General features: G+C 45.8%; 18 protein-coding genes. 9 read left to right on the forward strand and 9 right to left on the reverse strand.

The features are described 5' to 3' along the window. The first annotated feature begins 33 nt into the window (after positions 1-33). On the forward strand, positions 34-1,002 hold the full coding sequence (hemH, locus tag CBP12_RS02445) for a ferrochelatase (protein WP_232455123.1): 969 nt from the start codon (positions 34-36) through the stop codon (positions 1,000-1,002). Between the two features lie 82 nt (positions 1,003-1,084). On the opposite strand, the gene CBP12_RS02450 is transcribed toward hemH, so the two are convergent. Next, positions 1,085-1,510 (reverse strand): hypothetical protein, encoded by a 426-nt coding sequence (locus CBP12_RS02450; protein ID WP_086962622.1) that lies wholly within the window; start codon positions 1,508-1,510, stop codon positions 1,085-1,087. A gap of 178 nt (positions 1,511-1,688) precedes the next feature. Between CBP12_RS02450 and CBP12_RS02455 the strand changes: the two genes are divergently transcribed. From CBP12_RS02455 to CBP12_RS02470, 4 genes are all read left to right on the forward strand, one after another. Next, a complete protein-coding gene (locus CBP12_RS02455; RefSeq protein ID WP_086962624.1) occupies positions 1,689-1,892 on the forward strand; it encodes a DUF4250 domain-containing protein in 204 nt (67 codons plus the stop codon). Between the two features lie 65 nt (positions 1,893-1,957). Next, the gene (locus CBP12_RS02460) at positions 1,958-2,641 is read left to right on the forward strand and encodes a thiopurine S-methyltransferase (protein WP_086962626.1); all 684 of its coding nucleotides are present in this window, start codon (positions 1,958-1,960) and stop codon (positions 2,639-2,641) included. A gap of 275 nt (positions 2,642-2,916) precedes the next feature. Then, entirely contained in the window at positions 2,917-4,284 is a 1,368-nt protein-coding gene (locus CBP12_RS02465) for a YjiH family protein (protein WP_086962628.1), read from the forward strand. An 81-nt stretch (positions 4,285-4,365) separates the two neighbouring features. Then, complete coding sequence (locus tag CBP12_RS02470) at positions 4,366-4,941, forward strand: DUF924 family protein (RefSeq protein ID WP_232455124.1); 576 nt, start codon at positions 4,366-4,368, stop codon at positions 4,939-4,941. Between the two features lie 916 nt (positions 4,942-5,857). On the opposite strand, the gene CBP12_RS02475 is transcribed toward CBP12_RS02470, so the two are convergent. Together CBP12_RS02475 and dinG are read right to left on the reverse strand one after the other, a co-directional pair. After that, positions 5,858-6,484: a YccT family protein gene (locus tag CBP12_RS02475; RefSeq protein WP_086962631.1), complete on the reverse strand. Its 627-nt coding sequence runs from the start codon at positions 6,482-6,484 to the stop codon at positions 5,858-5,860. Between the two features lie 169 nt (positions 6,485-6,653). Beyond that, positions 6,654-8,762, reverse strand: a complete 2,109-nt coding sequence (gene dinG, locus CBP12_RS02480; protein WP_086962633.1) for an ATP-dependent DNA helicase DinG — start codon at positions 8,760-8,762, stop codon at positions 6,654-6,656. A 378-nt stretch (positions 8,763-9,140) separates the two neighbouring features. Here dinG and CBP12_RS02485 point away from each other — a divergent pair, with 378 nt between their 5' ends. Then, a complete protein-coding gene (locus CBP12_RS02485) occupies positions 9,141-10,196 on the forward strand; it encodes a porin (RefSeq protein ID WP_086962635.1) in 1,056 nt (351 codons plus the stop codon). Between the two features lie 900 nt (positions 10,197-11,096). Here the strand turns inward: CBP12_RS02485 and CBP12_RS02490 are convergent. Beyond that, a complete protein-coding gene (locus CBP12_RS02490) occupies positions 11,097-11,465 on the reverse strand; it encodes a transcriptional regulator, TraR/DksA family protein (RefSeq protein ID WP_086962637.1) in 369 nt (122 codons plus the stop codon). 68 nt (positions 11,466-11,533) lie between these two features. Continuing rightward, positions 11,534-12,469, reverse strand: a complete 936-nt coding sequence (locus tag CBP12_RS02495; RefSeq protein WP_086962639.1) for a tRNA-dihydrouridine synthase — start codon at positions 12,467-12,469, stop codon at positions 11,534-11,536. 240 nt (positions 12,470-12,709) lie between these two features. Here CBP12_RS02495 and CBP12_RS02500 point away from each other — a divergent pair, with 240 nt between their 5' ends. Then, complete coding sequence (locus CBP12_RS02500) at positions 12,710-13,891, forward strand: MFS transporter (RefSeq protein ID WP_086962641.1); 1,182 nt, start codon at positions 12,710-12,712, stop codon at positions 13,889-13,891. Positions 13,892-14,092: 201 nt separating this feature from the next. On the opposite strand, the gene CBP12_RS02505 is transcribed toward CBP12_RS02500, so the two are convergent. After that, complete coding sequence (locus tag CBP12_RS02505; protein ID WP_086962643.1) at positions 14,093-14,632, reverse strand: VOC family protein; 540 nt, start codon at positions 14,630-14,632, stop codon at positions 14,093-14,095. Then, positions 14,626-15,390: a DNA repair ATPase gene (locus tag CBP12_RS02510; protein WP_086962645.1), complete on the reverse strand. Its 765-nt coding sequence runs from the start codon at positions 15,388-15,390 to the stop codon at positions 14,626-14,628. The genes CBP12_RS02505 and CBP12_RS02510 overlap by 7 nt, the downstream gene beginning before the upstream one ends. 208 nt (positions 15,391-15,598) lie before the next feature. On the opposite strand from CBP12_RS02510, the gene cysB reads away from it, so the two are divergent. Next, a complete protein-coding gene (gene cysB, locus CBP12_RS02515; RefSeq protein ID WP_086962647.1) occupies positions 15,599-16,573 on the forward strand; it encodes an HTH-type transcriptional regulator CysB in 975 nt (324 codons plus the stop codon). A gap of 99 nt (positions 16,574-16,672) precedes the next feature. Here the strand turns inward: cysB and gloA are convergent, their stop codons facing one another. Then, the gene (gene gloA, locus CBP12_RS02520; protein WP_086962649.1) at positions 16,673-17,080 is read right to left on the reverse strand and encodes a lactoylglutathione lyase; all 408 of its coding nucleotides are present in this window, start codon (positions 17,078-17,080) and stop codon (positions 16,673-16,675) included. 271 nt (positions 17,081-17,351) lie between these two features. Here gloA and CBP12_RS02525 point away from each other — a divergent pair, with 271 nt between their 5' ends. After that, positions 17,352-17,558 carry a CsbD family protein gene (locus tag CBP12_RS02525; protein ID WP_086962651.1) on the forward strand — a complete coding sequence of 69 codons (207 nt, stop codon included), beginning with the start codon at positions 17,352-17,354 and terminating at the stop codon, positions 17,556-17,558. A 651-nt stretch (positions 17,559-18,209) separates the two neighbouring features. Here the strand turns inward: CBP12_RS02525 and nth are convergent. Then, positions 18,210-18,845 carry an endonuclease III gene (gene nth / locus CBP12_RS02530; RefSeq protein WP_086962653.1) on the reverse strand — a complete coding sequence of 212 codons (636 nt, stop codon included), beginning with the start codon at positions 18,843-18,845 and terminating at the stop codon, positions 18,210-18,212. Positions 18,846-18,852 lie beyond the last annotated feature (7 nt).

Here is an 18,852-nt window from a genome sequence, read left to right on the forward strand (position 1 = left end):
GTCTCACATACATTTAAAATAATGGGTAATAACGTGAAAACAGGTGTGTTACTGGTTAACTTAGGCACTCCCACCGCCCCTACGGCGAAAGCCGTCCGTGCTTTTCTTGGGCAATTTTTACACGATTATCGCGTTGTCGATTTAACACGTATGCTGTGGTGCCCCATTTTACACGGCATTATTTTACCGTTTCGCTCTCCTAAGGTCGCTAAGCTCTATGCCTCGGTGTGGATGGAAGAAGGCTCGCCGCTCATGGTGATTAGTCGTCGCCAGCAAGCAGCACTCGGCCAAATGCTGCAAGAAGCAGGCATTGATATGCCAGTGGCATTAGGGATGAGCTACGGTGAGCCCTCTATTAATACCGCGTGGCAAGAGCTAAAAGCCGCGGGCGTAGATAGAGTGATTATTTTACCGCTCTATCCCCAGTACTCTGTTAGCACCACGGCCTCGGTGTTTGATAGCTGGGCCAGAATTATGAAAAAAGAACGTCGCTTACCCGCGTTTCGCTTTATTCGTGATTACCATGATAATCATGGCTATATTAAAGCACTGGCAGAGTCGGTACGCGCTAGTTGGCAAGAGCACGGTCAAAGCGACTTATTACTCTTGTCGTATCACGGTATTCCTAAGCGCTTTGAAGACCAAGGTGACCCCTATGGTCAACAATGCCACCGTACCTCGGAATTGCTAGCTGCTGAATTAGGCTTAGCGCCTCATCAATGGCGCACCACCTTTCAGTCGCGCTTTGGCCGAGAAGAGTGGTTACAGCCTTATACTGATAAAACCATGGAGAGCTTGCCCGCTGAGGGTATTAAACGCATCAGCGTAGTGTGCCCGGCTTTTTCTGCGGACTGCTTAGAAACGCTGGAAGAAATATCCAGTGAAAACAAAGAGTACTTTATGAAAGCCGGTGGCGAGCAGTATGTGTATATCCCTGCTCTTAATGATAACCAAGCGCATATTCGTATGATGATGGATCTGGTATGTCGAGAAATCGCCTAGTTTAGTGCTACTTTATCCTTTAAAAAACCGAGCCTTGGCTCGGTTTTTTTGTGTAAAGGGCGGTCAAACTTTAGGCATAAATTTAATGTCTAATATTTTTAAGCACAGACTCAGACTGATAGCTCACTAAGGTACGGGTTCTTTTTGCAGTGGCCTTCCAACATACTACGGCCGCAATGCTGGGGCTGCGTCTGGCTTTGGCTACTAGCATGGCGCTAGCTTGCTTGGCATCAATAACGCGCGCCGGATTAATGCCCGCTTTAAGTAGCGCGTGGCGAGACAGCGGCGCAGGCGCATTAGCAATAAAAATCCAACCCTTATTCTGTTGGCTAATTAAGGCAAGGTGCGCTAATAAGCGCGCCTGTTGCTTTGGACTCCAGCGATCAATGTATATTTGCGGGCTAGATGCTTCAGCTATTGTCACTACTGAGGGATCGTGCATGATCTGTGGTGTCCCCCAAGCTAAAGGTGTGCAAAGTGCAGGGCGAGTGTGCAGCATAGTGGCCATAAGCAGTGTAGATCCTGTGGTTAACTACTGTTTATCCATACAGTAAAGATCATTAAGTCAGAGATCAAGTAAACACTGGTTAAATTTACAGTGTTTATAATGAGCGGGGGATAAAAAGACCCCTAAGCCCCCGCCTGCACTGGCGTTGCTAAAAATAAATAACAAAAGGAAAAAAGTCATGGATATGAAACAACTGCAAGGCATGGACACTTTTATGGTGTTAAGTATTTTAAATGAAAAGCTGCGCCTAGAATGTGACAGCTTAACCACGCTCATTGCTCGCTTTGATCTCGATAGTCAGTGGCTTATTAGCACCATGCACAGTATCGATCATCAATATGACAGTGTGAGTAATCAATTTAAGCCCATTATTAGCGCTTAACTAACATGCATACCATGATGGCTAGTAAGTTACCCGTCGCTACTTAACCTTGAGAGATATTTATTATGGACATAGAGTTTTGGCAACAACGCTGGCAAGAAAATCGCATTGGTTTTCATCGCCAAGCCATCAATCCCCGCCTTATTCAGTTTTGGCCATCCTTAAATATTGCTAAGTCCGCGCGGGTATTAGTACCGCTGTGCGGAAAAAGCAACGATATGCACTGGCTGGCCGAACAAGGACACGAAGTGTGTGGCTTTGAGCTTTCCCCAATTGCAGTTACCGAGTTTTTTAGCGACGCGGCGCTTAAACCGCTGCAGTCAACGGTGGGCCCTTATACCTGCTGGCAAGCGCCTCCTTATAAAATCTTCCAAGGAGATTTTTTTCAAGCAGCCAGTCTTAATCAACATTTTACTGCGATGTATGACAGAGCCGCGTTAGTGGCATTGCCTAACAGGTTGCAACCGCAATATGTGGCCTTATTGGCACAACTTTTATTGCCAGGTGCCCAAGGTGTGCTGATCACGGTGCACTATGCGCCTGAACAACAGCAAACGCCGCCATTTTCAGTGAGTGAAGCCAAAGTACGAGAATTATTTGCGCCTTATTTTAGCGTGCAACTGTGTGCTCGCCATGCAGAAAGCCTCAATCATCCTCGTGCGGCCACCGATGATATAGAGTTTTTTGATGAGCTCAGTTTTATCGTGATTAGAAATGAGCAACCCGTAGTGCAACCCCGAGCTGAATAATCATCAATGACGCGCACAGTTAGTAAATAAATCACAGTCTACTATTAGCTAAATATCGCGTTTAATAGCCATAAAATAAGGCTGTTTATGCCTACTTTACGTGTCAGCTAGTTTGTAATAGCGTTTTAGTCTTTAGTAAAAGAAGAAATCGCTGTAAAATAACCATGCATTAAGTGAGTAATTTTACCTTCATTTATTCACTGTTAGCGGTTTTTTATGCGCTTTCTTCGCTTAGCGCCGCTTTCTCACTCTTTTAGCTAAGCATTGGAGCACTCATGCCTAAGTCTCTCGCCCCAGTAGCGACCGTCTCTGTTCGTAATTTGTTGATGTTTATGGTGCCGTCTTTGCTGGGAGTCTTACTCTTTATGACGCCCGTTAGCATTCAAGGGGACTTTACCATCCTGATTGCATTACTGGCTAAAAGCTTACAGGGAGCGCTGGCGGATAGGTTGCCCTTAATTGTCACCTTGCTAATTAGTCTTTCTGCAGTGATTAGTCTAGTAACTACCTTATTTAAACCACAGCGCATGGTGCGCAGTGCCTTTTTAAATACCTTATTTAATCTCAGCCCCATTTGGCTTATTAGTCGTTTAGTGGGCGCGGTTTTTGTGGTGTTAGTCTATGGCCAACTGGGGCCAGAAATTTTATATAGCGCCGATACCGGTGGCTTAGTGCTTCATGACTTACTGCCGGTATTATTTTCGGTATTTATCTTTGCCGGTTTATTGCTGCCGCTACTCCTAGACTTTGGACTGTTGGAGTTTATCGGCACCTTACTCACGGGCATTATGCGCCCCATTTTTCGACTCCCTGGGCGCTCTGCCGTTGATTGTATGGCCTCTTGGCTAGGCGATGGCAGTGTGGGTATTTTACTTACCAGTAAACAATATGAAGGCCATCATTATACGCAGCGCGAAGCGGCCATTATTGGCACTACCTTTTCCGCGGTCTCTATTACTTTTAGTTTGGTGGTGTTGGCGCAAGTTAAGTTAGAGCATTTATTCTTACCCTTTTACGGAGCTGTTTGCTTAGCCGGTATTGTGGCGGCTATTATTGTGCCGCGCTTACCGCCCTTAAGTTTAAAAAAAGACACTTTTATTAATGGCCAAGCTCGTCCGCTACAGGATGAAGCGCTGCCGCTGGGTTATTCAAGAGTGCGCCACGGCTATCAGCTAGCACTGCATCGCGCCAGTCAAGTAAGCAGCTTAAAGTTAGTAGCGCGCACCGGCGTACATAATGCGCTGGACATGCTATTAGGCGTATTGCCGGTAGTGATGGCGTTTGGCACCTTGGCATTAGTGATTGCAGACACGACCCCGTTATTTAGCTGGTTAGGGCTGCCATTTATTCCGCTATTAGAGTGGCTGCAGATCCCAGAAGCCGCGGCGGCGTCGCAAACCATTATGGTGGGCTTTGCCGATATGTTTATTCCCGCTATCTTAGCTAGCGCCATTGAAAGCGATCTTACCCGCTTTGTGATTGCAGCACTGTCAGTGACTCAGCTTATTTATATGTCAGAGGTGGGCGCGCTCTTACTCGGCAGCAAGATACCGGTCAACCTGTTAGAGTTATTTGTAATTTTTATCTTACGCACGTTAGTCACGCTACCTGTGATTGCACTAGTGGCGCACTGGGTGTTTTAAGGACTACTGTACGCTTTACGTTAAAAAAAGGGATGGGCGTGAACGTATGGCGTTTAACATAAGGGGCATGCACCGGAGGTGATGATGATGGATTCGGTACTTAGCTTTTGGTTTGAAGAGCTTAAACCCGCGCAGTGGTGGCGAAAAAGTAAAGCGCTGGATAAAAAAATAAAAGAGCGCTTTGGTGCGCTTTATTCCCAAGCAGTTGCGGGCGAGCTTTGGCAGTGGCGAGATACGGCGAAAGGGCGGTTAGCGGAAATTATTTTATTAGATCAATTTTCTCGCAATTTATTTCGTGACTCACCCCAAGCCTTTGCTGCCGATGCCATGGCGCTAGCCTTGGCACAAGAGGCGATTCGCGCCAAAGCCGATCAACAGCTCACGCCTGCCGAGCGGGTCTTTCTATATATGCCTTTTATGCACAGCGAGTCTAAAAAAATTCATCAGCAAGCCAGTCAATTATTTAGTGACAATGCCGATGCGAGCCAAGGCACTAAAGCTGAGCTTAAAGGCCCTATTAGTAGCTTGAAATCCCAACAGGCGCACAGCGCTATTATTGAGCGTTTTGGCCGCTATCCTCATCGCAATAAAATTTTAGCGCGTGAGTCCAGCAAAGAAGAAATCGAGTTTTTAAAGCAACCCGGCTCGTCCTTTTAAAGGGTTAGCCGTGCTTGCTATATGTGTGAGATACCGGGTCTAGCCCGGTATGACGGTTTATTACTCTGTCATCCTGGCGAAAGTCAGGATCTGTTAGGCTAGATGCTGTATGTGGGAGATACCGGATCCAGTCCGGTATGACGGTTTATTACTCTGTCATCCTGACGAAAGTCAGGATCTGTTAAGGTCAGATGCTATATGTGTGAGGTACCGGATCCAGTCCGGTATGACGGTTTATTACTCTGTCATCCTGACGAAAGTCAGGATCTGTTAGGCTAGATACTGTATATAGGAGATACCGGATCCAGTCCGGTATGACTGCTTATTACCCCGTCATCCTGACGAAAGTCAGGATCTGTTAAGGTCAGATGCTATATGTGTGAGATACCGGGTCTGGCCCGGTATGACGGTTAACTCCTAATCCTGACCTCTTACCCCGTCATCCTGACGAAAGTCAGGATCTGTTAGGCTAGATACTGTATGCGGGAGATACCGGATCCAGTCCGGTATGACTGCTTATTACCCCGTCATCCTGACGAAAGTCAGGATCTATTAGGCTAGATACTGTATGCGGGAGATACCGGATCCAGTCCGGTATGACTGCTTATTACCCCGTCATCCTGACGAAAGTCAGGATCTGTTAGGCTAGATGCTGTATGTGTGAGATACCGGGTCTAGCCCGGTATGACGGTTTATTACTCTGTCATCTTGGCGAAAGTCAGGATCTGTTAAGGTCAGATGCTATATGTGTGAGATACCGGAACTAGTCCGGTATGACAGTTAACTCCTAATCCTGACCTCTTACCCCGTCATCCTGACGAAAGTCAGGATCTGTTAAGGTCAGATGCTATATGTGTGAGATACCGGATCCAGTCCGGTATGACAGTTAACTCATGCAGAGCTTATGGCTTAGTTATTATTGCTGTTGAATTGCCCAAATTTGAAAGGCACGCTGGGTGTCTTTATCGGCTTTATCCCACCAGTGCTTTAACATATCCAGCGCATCTGCATCTACGGGGGCGGCGCCATATTTCGCTTGGGCCGCTGCTACGGCGGCATCGGTGCGACCACTAAAGGCTTTATTATTTTCTTTTAAATAATCTTGAATACCGCGGGTTAAATCTAAGCCGGCAGGGCGGTGAATAGTAAAGATCTCGGCATCGACTGCTTGGTTAGTGCGCTTATCGATCACTGTCACTTGGCTGGCTTGATCTCGCAAAAACTCTTTAGCTTGCTGATAGCTGGCCGGTTTTTGATATTGCAGCGCTAACTCTGTATCGGCATCTGTTACTACGTTAATAATGACAGGATCGCCTTCCATTACGCGAATGTTTTGGCGAGTGGAGTAATCTTCTACATACTCCAACACAAACTGATGTTTACCCGCGCCGACTTGGGCAGAGTGTACTGAGCTTAAGACGCTGTGTTTGGTTTTTTCACCATCTACAAGTAATAATTGATAAGGCTTAGGCGTTTCTATGCTGGCGGCATGAGCACCAAAAGACAACAGACCCACGGCGATAAGGGTTAACGATGTTTTCATTACACTGGGCTCCTTAGCCATAAAGTAATTAACCACTACCACTTTACTAGGATGCGTAAATGGCAGCGTAAATAAGTGTTATCTAGGATTAAATAGCGAGCCGAGGGAGTTGTAAATAGAAGTTTGTAAATAACGTCCAGTCAAGCATTCATAATCAACTAAAAATCGTCTATTGCTGCGCAATATCTAAGGTAAAAGGGGGCAGCGCTTGAAGGAGGGCAGCGCCATAGCGCTTGCTGACTAAGCGCTTATCTAATAACACAATACGCCCAGTATCGCTTTCACTGCGCAGCAATCGACCACAAGCTTGGATCAATTTACGCGACGCTTCAGGCAGCGCAAGTTGCATAAACGCATTACCGCCGGTTTGGTTGATCCACTCGGCCATGGCTTCTTCTACCGGCGAGGTAGGGACGGCAAAGGGCAACTTAGTAATAATTAAATTGGTTAAATAAATACCGGGTAAGTCTAAGCCTTCCGCAAAACTGCCGGTACCAAATAGCACGCTGGGCTGTTTGGCATCGCACTTTTGCTTGTGCAGCACTAATAAGGCGTGGCGACTGGCTTCACCTTGCACTAATAATGACTGCCCCTTAGCGCGCAGCGCCTTGGCCACCTCATTCATTTGTCGATAAGAAGAAAATAATACTAAGCTTGCCGCTTGCTCATCTAACCATTGTGCAATGTGAGTTACTAATAAGTCATTAAAGTCGCCATGACTGGGCTCACACTCTAGCGGTGGAATAATTAAGGCGCTGTTTTGATAATTAAAAGGCGAGTTAAGGCGCACATAATGGCTGCCATCATCAAGGCGCAAGCCTACGCTGCGCCTAAAATAGCTAAAGTCATTTAATGCGGTAAGGGTAGCCGACACCATTACTACTGCCGCTGCTCGCGACCAACACCAAGCTTCTAATAAATGACCGACGGCTAAAGGCGTTACACACAACACCAGTTCTTTGGCATCTTTACTATCTAGCTCTAACCACCGCGCCGGCGGCGTGTGTTTTTCTAAGGTCGGTTTGAGTAATAAGCTGGCGCCATCGTATACTTGCTCGGCTTGCAATAACTGTAAGCTTATCATGGCCAGTGCCGCTTCTATGGTCGCCGCTTTACTGGGATTTATTTTAAGTTGCTCGGCCAGCTGGCTATTAATGGGCCCCAGTGTTCGACAAAAAATCTGGCTGTCTTCTTTTAAGCGCAATAGCGGCTCATCCAAGGCGCAAGGCAAGTCACCGGTACTAAAGCGCAAACAGCCTTGCTCATCAGGTTTAAGCTCCCCTTTTTGCAATGCCGAGACTAACTGGCGATATAAGTCATTAAGACTGGGAATGAGCTGAGCCAAACCATGCTGTAATTTGCCAATGGCGGCTTGGCCGTCACTGCCTAATAGATCATTTAATTTCCCTTGCCACTTATTAAATTGCTCAAGGGAGCGGATAAGGTGGCGTAAAGCCAGCCGTGCTGAGCCTTGCTCGCGCGCCACACTAGCAAGATGATGGGCTTCATCTAGCACATACACACACTGCTCCGGCTCTGGTAATACAAAGCCACCGCCCATACTTAAGTCTGCTAGTAACAGGGCATGGTTAACGACAATGACATCGGCTTTTTCTAACGCAGCGCGCGCTTGATGAAACGGACACTGTTGATGGCCTAACATCGGCTGGCAGCTGTGGCGCTGCGCTTCTATGTGTTGCCAAAGACTGGGCGCAATGGGTGTAGGCCAACTGTCTCTATCGCCTAGCCAGTCGCCTTTAGCATAGGCTTGCCACAGTTCACTGACTTGTTTGAGCTGAGCTTCTGTTAAGGGGGCGGCCATTAATAAAGGCGCATCTGGTGTAAATAATTCAGTTTGGGCGACGCCCGCTTGTAAGTCATATAAGCGCCGCGCACAGCAATAGCGAGCACGACCTTTGGCTAAGGCAAAACTAAAGCTGGGCTTACAGTGCGGGTGAAATAGCGGTAAGTCTTTTTCTATAAGTTGCTCTTGTAAAGCTAGGGTGGCAGTAGAGATCACTAAGGTTTTTTGCTGCATGCGCGCCCATGGAATGCCTGCCTGCAAATACGCCAACGACTTACCAATGCCCGTGCCGGCCTCGGCCACCAAAATTCGCCGCCCTGCATCGTAGCGCCCCGATAACACCTTACTCATTTCAGCCACTAAGTAATTTTGCTCCCGTCTGGGGGTAAAATTGGGCAAGGCTTTACTTAAGCGGCGATAATTTTCGCGCACTAAAGTGGCGTATTCACCAGATTCGGCTGTGGATTTGGGCATAATGTAGGGCTAAATAAGGCCAATAACAGGCATGAAAATTGTGATCAAGGCGTGAGTTTACCAAGTCAACAACAAAATTAGCATTTATTAATTTAAACAAAATTTAAACGTTTTTTATTAAATTCGCATTTTAATAAAGCACCGCAAAGCCTGACAGTATAATGGCTTGGCCTCGTTATGCCAGTTAATGGCTGAGTAAATAGCCAGTAGTGGAACTTAAATTTATTGCGTTGCCAGACTGTGTTTGTCATTAAAAGTTCATTTCGATTTCTTGCAAGCGTTAAATGGCGGTGATAGTCTGCAGTTCGTAGTAACGCAAGACGTTGCTAACACAGGGAAAATAAAGACTTAGTGTTTAATCACAGTAGGCATATAAAAATGAAAAAAACAATTTTAGCTCTGACCATTCCTGCACTGTTCGCAACTTCTGCGGGTGCCGTGGAAATTTATTCCGCTGAAGATGGCTCAAAAGTAGACCTGTACGGTCGTCTGCAGTACCACGCTGGTGGTTTAGCTTATAAAGACGCCCCTAACGCTAATGATCGCGAAAGCTTCGGCGGCGAAGGCCAAGCGCGTTTAGGTGTTAACGTTAAATACGCACTGGACGATGCTACTGCCTTAATCGGTAAATACGAAGCTAACTTCGATGCAGAAAGTAAAGACAACGACAACGAAATCGACACTCGTTATGCATGGTTAGGTTTCCGTTTCATGGATACTACCGACCTGACCTTCGGTAAGAGCGAAGCAGCCCGCGCTCAGTTAACTGACCTGACCGACACCTTCGATATCTTTGGTGGTGAAGTAACTAAGGCCGGTGGTTATAACCGTGTTGATGACCAAGTACGTTTAGCTTATGCCGAAAACGGTGTTGATTTACGTGCTTCTTACTCATTCAACGACGATCGTAAAGATGCAGCTTCTAACGCCAACAACGAAAACAACCGTTTAGGTTTATCAGCGGGCTACACCCTGCCAAATAACTTGGGCTTTGTTGCGTCTTACAGCCAAGATAAAAATCAGAACTTATTTGCAGGTCCTTCTTCTTCAAACCTTAACTTCCCTAACGCAGATAAGTCCACTGAGTGGGGCTTAGGCGCACATTACACAGTAGATGGCTTCTACTTTGCTGGTCTGTACGGCGAGCGTGATGTTAAGTACGTTGGCGTTGCTGACGGTGGCGCACGCTTCTGGGAGCTGCAAGCCGCATACACAGTTCAAGAGTGGACCTTGCTGGCTAACTACGCCAACCAAAGTGCCCGTAATGCAGACGTTGATGCAGCAGCACGTGAATCTAATTTAAAAATAGACGAATATACCTTAGCTGCGCGTTATGCGTTCACGCCTAAGACTAAAGTGTATGCAGAATACGTGATCAACGAAGTTAAAGGTAAAGACGACCTGTACGGCGTTGGTATTCAGTACAACTTCTAAGCTAGCTTAATATTAATTAAGTATGAGTAATGAAGCATAAAGCCGGCGCAAGCCGGCTTTTTTATTGGTTAAGAAAGCGCCCAGCACCGAGCGCCCGGCGCCCAGCTGAATGGGCTCGTTAGTGAAGGTAAAAAGTGAAGAGGCGGGCTGGTGGCGCTTGCATTGCAGCTCAGTCTAAACCCATTAAAGAATGCTAGAGATGGTGCTAGTGAATGGGGAATAGGGATGGGTGATTAGGAAAAACTGACTCTAAAACGAGATCCTGACTTTCGTCAGGATGACGACCACGTTTGCTGATGACGACTATTTACATAGCAAATTTTATCTTCGATCTTATTCTTCTTTTTCCGTGTTCTTCCGTGACTATCTAACCAAGAGGCGTGGCAAAAATATTAATAGGTTTTAGTTGCGCTCATTTAAGTGAACAGAGCTAGCCAACTGAAAACCTAAGATCCTGACTTTCGTCAGGATGACGAATACGTTTGCTGATGACGACTATTTACCCATTAAATTCTCTTTTCGATCTTATCTCTATTTTTCCGTGTATTCCGTGGCAAAAAATATCTTTATTTTTATCTGACCGCTGACCGCAGGGCTATGTTTTGGTTTAGCTCGGCGCTATCCTTCCCCAATCCCCAATCCCCAATCCCCAATCCCTGTTCATTTCGGCACGGTTCTGGATTTTGTAGCACGCCCACTTAAGTGAAGAGCGAAGAGGACTCGCCAACTGAAAATCTAAGATCCTGACCTTCGTCAGGATGACGATAACCTAGGCCCTTACCAATCAAAATTCTGTTTTCGATGTTATTTCTATTTTTTCCGTGTTCTTCCGTGTATTCCGTGGCAAAAATATCTTTATCTGACAGCTTAGAGCTGAACGCTTACCGCTCTCCGAAGGAGTTAAAGCTTCCAGCTCGCAGGCTGGCTATTTAAAAACTTACTGTGGCAAAGGCTACAGCGTTGGCGACAGGGGTCTTGAAATAACAGCTCACGACTGAGCTCTACTTCGCAATCACTGCACAGGCCATAAAGGCCTAGTTGCTGTTGGCACAAAGCCGCATCTACTTTTTTTAATTGTTTAATATAAGGCTGCAGCTGCGGCCATGCATACAGCGCGCCTTGGTCGGCCCACTCGTCGGGAGATAAGAGGGTAAGCTGCCTTGCTAATTCACTATCTAACGCCTGCACAGCCTGCAAAAACGCTTGTCTTTGCTGGGACACTTCTGCTCCTAGGCGCTCTTCCAGTTGAGACTCTAGTATGCTGCTCATAATGTTCCCTATCAGCTAAAAAAGGACCTCATTATAGGCAGCCTTGGTGCATTGCAGCATGACGTACATCAAAGAGCAGCCAGTGTGCGACGAATGTCGTCTGTGTGCGTTAGGGTGCGAATTTCCCTAAAAAGCGTGTTAGCTTCGGGATATTGAATTTTTAAATAGCTTAACCACTGCTTAATACGATTAGGATAATATTCGCCTTTATCGCCGGCGATTTCTTGAGAAGAGTAATCTAATAATAATGCCACCACCTCATACCAGTTCATGGGCGCGATATTATCTTTAATGGTGGCCGCTAAATTAGGCAGCGCTAGCGCACCGCGCCCGAGCATCACATCACTGCACTGACTTTGCGCTTTGGCTTGTTTGGCGTGCTCGCTATTCCAAATCTCACCGTTAATCACTACCGGTATGCTAAGTGCAGCGCGAATGTTAGCCACCATGGGCCAATACGCCGGCGGGCGATAACCGTCTTTTTTGCTGCGCGCATGTACGGCTAGCTCATTAATACCGGCCTCAGCCAAGGCTTGGCTATTTTCTAGGTAGCTTTCGCGGTCTTCTAAGCCTAAGCGAATTTTGGCACTCACCGGCAAGTGGGCGGGCACGGCATCGCGCACTGCCTTGCCAATGCGATATAATTGCTCGCTATCGGCTAACAAAGAGGCGCCGCCACGGCTTTTATTCACGGTTTTAGCGGGGCAACCAAAGTTAAGATCAATGCCATTGGCGCCTAATTCACAAGCTTGAATGGCGTTTTCTGCCAGCCAGTGTTCATCTTGGCCCAGTAATTGAATGCGCACCGGCGTGCCATTAGGTGTGGTACAGCCGCTATGTAGCTCGGGACATAACCGATAAAATACCCGTGGCGGCAAGCGCATATCTACCACCCGAATAAACTCGGTGACACATAAGTCAAAGGGATTGATACGGGTAAGTAAATCACGCATTAGGTGATCTAATACCCCCTCCATGGGAGCTAAAATAAGGCGAGCCGTCATTAAAAAGAAGCAACCAAAAAAAGTGAGGGCGCGATTATAACAGATTAAGCGCCTTGGTTAGCATGAAGGGATATTAACTCTATCAGTGCGAGTAGTGGTCGCTTCGCTTCTTGCAATAATGAGAGCTGACGCTGCCTTATGGTCAGCAATTTTTGTTATTATTTTAATCAGTGGTAGGTTTTTTATTTATAGCTGACTTCAGGCCAGAGTCATTCTATCTCTCCCGTTGCTAGGTGCGCCATGATAGAGCTTAAAACTAAATTATGGTGGCGCGCCACACTGGCATTAGGCTTAGGCTCCATGCTGGTATTTATCAACTTATATATGGCTCAGCCCTTATTGCCACTCATGGCAAACAGCATGGCCGTTTCTCCCTTATCAGCCTCTTGGGTATTATCCATTGCCACACTGGGCTTAGCGCTAGGCTTATTATTTTGGGCAAGGGTGGCAGATAGTTGGGGTAGAAGGCCGGTAATGCTGGGCTGTTTACTGGCCTCTATTATATTAAGTTTACTTATTTCACAACTTACTCACTTTACTCCTTTATTAGTGGCGCGCGGCATTCAAGGCTTTTTCTTGGCCGGCTTGCCAGCTACTGCCATTGCTTATATGAGCGAAGAGTTAACACCCAAAGCACTGGTAACCAGTATAGGTATCTATATTGCCGCCAATTCTTTGGGTGGCATAGCGGGCAGGGTATTAGGTGGCTTAGTAGCCCAGTGGGGAGGGCACTGGCAAAGCCCTTTTTTAGTACTAGGCATGGTGAGTGCGCTGTTGTGGTTAGGCGTATTAAAGTGGTTGCCCGCTTCACAATACTTTTACGCCAGCGAAAAAGGACAAGGCGTAAGTGCGTTATTGCAGCACCTTAAAAACCCTCAATTGTGGCCTATTTATTTAATTGGCGGCCTAAACTTTATGGTGTTTTTAAACCAATACAGTTATGTGGCTTTTTATTTATCGGCACCGCCCATTCAATTAGCCAGCAGTGCTTTAGGTTTATTATTTCTAACTTATTTAACCGGTACTTTAGCGTCCAGTGTGAGTGGTTGGCTAATCACTCGTTTTGGATTATGTCAGACTTTACTGGCGGCCATTGCGCTGTTTGCGATGGGTAATTTAGGCTTATTACGCCCCACATTGCCCTTTATTTTAGTGACGCTCTTAATTGATAGCTTTGCTTTTTTCTTAGCCCATGCCTGTGCCAGTAGTTGGATTGGCCGCAGTGTCAATGAGCACCGCGCCTTAGCCTCTGCTTTATATTTGGTATTTTATTATTTAGGTGCCAGCCTTGGCGGCTTATATCTTTATCCCTTTTGGAACTGGCTGGGCTTAACGGGGGTGATGCTAGGTAGTTTATTGATATTAATAATCACGGCTGGCTTAACGCTGCGTTTATTGGTTAACCAAAGGACAGTGGTTTAAATGCTTGTGAGCTAGGGGTTAATAAAATTGTCCCGCGCTCAGTTAAAAATAATAATTAAAAAATTAAGCACGATTGAACCACGAGCTATACGAAAAAATAGCGATAATATGCACAAAAATAGGTAGATAAAGACTTATTTTTACTGAAGAAATAGTGTTTATAGCCTCTATTAAGCTCGCTAGATGCAGGGCGCTAATTGTTTAAGCAAAATAATCTGTAGGGACGGGGACCACTTGTTGCAGAGCAATTTCTATCGCTATGGTGTCGGCTAAGCTTTGGCAATGAAATTTAATTTGATAAGGCGCTAGAGATAAAGTGAGCTCGGGATGAGAGCTATGGAGTGCACTGCAATTAAAAGGCACCCAAGGGTAGTCGAGTAGTAATTGCTCAAGGCTTAGTACTACTATTTCTCCATGCTCAAGACCGGCAAGATGCCGTTTCCCCGCTTTTGGAGCAGCAAGCTCTAGACACCTTATAGGGCCAAAGGCACTGGGAATGGCGTGGTGTAAGCGATAAGTAATAATAGGGCGTTGACCTATCATGCCCTCTACTAATACTTCGCCAAACATCATTAACCGTGCTCTTAGTTCTAAATATTCTTGAGTTGTCGCTGCCCGGTAACAAATGTGATCCATAGGACCTAGGCGTAGCGAAAGGCCATGTTCTAGCATGCCTTGTTCAAGATGGCCTAAAAAAGGCGCCAGCTTACCCAGCACCTCTTCTATGTTGCTAGCTACCATTTTTTCTTAGGTTCAAACAGCTGATCCAACTCTGATTTTTCATTTTCTTCTTCGCGCGCTAATTGTTCTTGCTCTACTTTTTTTAGCTTAGAAGTGAGCTCGGCTAATTTGGTTTGCATGCTATTTTCTATGCTTTTTAGCTGTTCGTCTTTGTCTGGAATTTGCTCAAGGACGTTTAGGCCTTTTTTAAGCATTTGGCGCGCGGTGTGGTTATCTTTATTGGCCATGGCTAAGCCGGAGCGCTTTGCTAAGTTAATTAAATTAATTTTTAAGCGAATATGCTCAAGGCGCCGGTCTTCTGCCACAAAAGTGGCATTCCCCAGCTTACCCCTACTGTGCTCGCCACGGATCACTAAGCGCAATCGTTTAATAATTTGTAACATTTGAATGGCGTGCTGATCCGACTCTGGCGCTTTAAGCGTGGCTTGTTCTTTTTGATAATTATCTTTTACTTGCTGCAGCTGATGTTCAATGCTGGTAATGCGACTTTTAATTTGGCTGTTTTTTGGCTCTTGGCGCAGCATTTCTTGCAAACTATGCAAAATTCGTTGATACAGCGCATGCACTAGCGCTTGGCTATAAGGCAAGTTGCCTGCGTTTTGCAGTAACTCTTCGGTCTCATTAATGATATTTTTATGCTTAAACAAGGCATTACGTTTTTCTGCTTCTTGTTTTTGCCAATATTGCTGCACAATATTGTAAATAATCACCAGAAACAGCAGGGCGCCTATGGCTATGAGGATCAGGGTTAGCGTCATATAAGGGCGACTCAGTTGGAGTGAAAGATAAAAAATAAATGTTACCCCAGACGCGGGTCTTTAGCTAATTTGCAGAGCATTAAATGCTCATTTCTTGATCTTACCCCCATGTCTCATATAACTTATAGTTATTACGGACTCGCCCTGAGATAAATTATTGGTTCTGCTAGTATGGACGAGAAGATGCCACCCTAAAGTGAGATGCCGAATGAAATTGCAGCAGTTGCGCTATATTGTTGAAGTTGCCAATCATAATCTAAATGTGTCAGCCACCGCCGAAAGCTTATATACCTCACAACCCGGTATTAGTAAGCAGGTGCGTATGCTAGAAGATGAGCTGGGTATACAGGTGTTTGAGCGTAGCGGCAAACACTTAACGCGCGTTACTCCAGCGGGTGTAGATATTATTCGCATCTCTAATGAGATTTTGGGCAAAGTGGAAAGTATTAAAGCCGTAGCCAGCCAGCATACTCATCCCGACCAAGGCTCTCTTAATATCTCTACCACGCACACTCAAGCTCGCTATGCATTGCCGCAAGTGATACAGGGTTTTATTAAGCGCTATCCCAAAGTTTCTTTACATATGCACCAAGGCACACCGACGCAAATTAGTGAGTCAGTAGCAAAAGGGGCCTCAGATTTTGCGATTGCCACTGAAGCGATGCACTTATATCAAGACTTAATCATGCTGCCTTGTTATCACTGGAATCGCTGTATCTTAGTGCCTAAAGGGCACCCGCTGGCGGAAATTGAAAAACCCGGGATTGCCGATATCGCCCATTATTCGCTCGTGACTTATGTATTTGGTTTTACTGGGCGCTCTGAGCTAGATATTGCCTTTAATAAAGCCGGTTTTGAGCCAAAAGTGGTGTTTACTGCCACCGATGCCGATGTTATTAAAACTTATGTTCGTTTAGGGACCGGCATTGGCGTGCTGGCCAGCATGGCTATAGATCCTATTCAAGACTCAGACTTAGTCGCGATTGATGCTAGCCATTTGTTTTCTTCTAGCACCACTAAGATAGGCTTTCGCAAAGGCACTTTTTTACGCAGCTACATGTATGATTTTATGGAGCGCTTTGCTCCGCACTTGACTCGGGAGCGGGTAGATAACGCCATTGCGCTTAAAACCGCAGAAGAGCGTGATGCCTTATTTGAAGATGTGATCTTGCCCTCGCGCTAACAGAGCGCAGCCGTACGTTTAACCTGGTACGCCGTAAGTTAAAGAGAAGAACAGCCCTCTTTTTGCCTACAGCGTGTGGCATAAAACGTACGGCTTTTTTTATTCTCCTAAGCCTTTACCGGCATCGGCTTTAGCGATCAGCTCAATTTTATAGCCGTCTGGATCTTCTACAAAGGCAATCACAGTACTGCCGCCCTTCACTGGGCCTGGCTCACGCACGACTTTGCCGCCGGCGGCGCGGATTTGTTCACACATGGCGTAAATATCGTCGGCTTCAATAGCGATATGGCCATAAGCGGTGCCTTGATCGTAGCTGTCGGTATCCCAGTTATAGGTGAGCTCTAATACCGCTTCATCTTCTTCTTTGCCATAGCCAACAAAGGCGAGCGTATATTGGTACTCCGCATTTTCGCTGGTGCGTAATAATTTCATACCCATAACGTCGGTATAAAAAGCAATCGATTTATCAAGGTGACCTACGCGCAACATAGTGTGCAAAATTCGCATACTTAATCTTCCTTTTAAAATGAACAACTAAATTCGGATAACAAGGCTTATTTTCTTAAGCATTGAGCATGGCATCGCCAGTATAGCATTTTGAGCTGCGACAGAATAAGTCCGAGTTGTTATACAGATGTTGGCAATATGTTTTTAGCTAGGGTAGTCTTATTCATGCCGTCAGTAACAAGAAGCATTAAATAATTAATTATTCTTGTTGGCATTTATTATAAACACTTTTCATCTGAAACTATGTGTAACCTAACCTGAGGATCTTATTATGAATTGGGATATTGCAGAAGGTAATTGGAAACAATTTAAAGGTAAGGTAAAAACACAGTGGGGCAAATTAACTGACGACCAGCTGGATCAAATTTCAGGCAAGCGCCAAGAATTATCAGGGCGTATTCAAGAAGCCTACGGCGTAAGTAAAGACGAAGCTGAAAAACAAATTAAAGAGTTTGAAGACCGTAATCGCGATTTGTAATTAAGCGATACCGCGCGTGATATTCTTTTAAATACGAGCGAATAAACACCCCAGTGCTGCAAAGTACTGGGGTGTTTTTATTTATGCCGCCATCCTAGCTTACATCAGGCTCTTGTGTTAGGGCTTAGTGCTAACAGCGAGATACCGAGGCAAGCTCGGTATGACGACAAGAGCGGTGTTTTTTGTTGCTGCCGTCATCCTGACGAACGTCAGGATCTGCTTTTAGGGCTTAAGTATTAATGCGAGATACCGAGGCAAGCTCGGTATGACGACAAGAGCGGTGTTTTTTGTTGAGTCCGTCATCATGGCGCACGTCAGGATCTGCTTTTAGGCTTTAGTGCTAACAGCGAGATACCAAGGCAAGCTCGGTATGACGACAAGAGCGGTGTTTTTTGTTGAGTCCGTCATCATGGCGAACGTCAGGATCTGCTTTTAAGGATTATTGCTAATAGCAAGCTACCAAGGCAAGCTCGGTATGACGACAAGAGCGGTGTTTTTTGTTGCTGCCGTCATCCTGACGAACGTCAGGATCTGCTTTTAAGGATTATTGCTAATAGCAAGCTACCGAGGCCAGCTCGGTACGACGACAAAAGTGGTGTTTTTTGTTGGGGCCGTCGTCCTGACGGTAAGAGTGGTTTTTACCGTCTGTTATTAAATTTCTGTTTTTTCTTTAAATTCGCATAAGTCTTCGATAATACAAGAGCCACAACGAGGTTTGCGGGCAATGCAGGTGTAGCGGCCATGTAAAATAAACCAATGATGGACATCGAGCTTAAACTCAGCCGGTACCCACTTTAATAAGCCTTGTTCAACCTGATCGACGGTTTTACCTTTAGCAAAGCCGGTGCGATTAGCCACTCTAAATATATGAGTATCTACGGCAATGGTAGGCCAGCCAAAGGCGGTATTAAGCACCACGTTTGCTGTTTTTCTGCCAACACCGGGCAATGCTTCTAATGCTTCACGGCTTTCTGGTACCACACTGTTATGTAGCTCAACTAACATGGCGCAGGTTTTAATGACATTAACCGCTTTAGTATTAAATAAGCCAATGGTTTTAATGTGCTCTTTTACACCATCCACACCCAAAGCTAGCATGGCTGCGGGTGTAGGGCCGGCGGCAAATAAACCTATGGTGGCTTTATTTACACTAACATCGGTCGCTTGTGCCGAGAGCAAAACCGCAATCAATAACTCAAACGGATTAGCAAAATTAAGCTCAGTAGTGGGGTTAGGATTATTTTCTCGCAGCCGCTCTAAAATTTGGCGCCGCTTATCTTTATTCATAATGTAG

The sequence above is a fragment of the Oceanisphaera avium genome (genome assembly GCF_002157875.1).
GTDB lineage: Bacteria > Pseudomonadota > Gammaproteobacteria > Enterobacterales > Aeromonadaceae > Oceanimonas > Oceanimonas avium.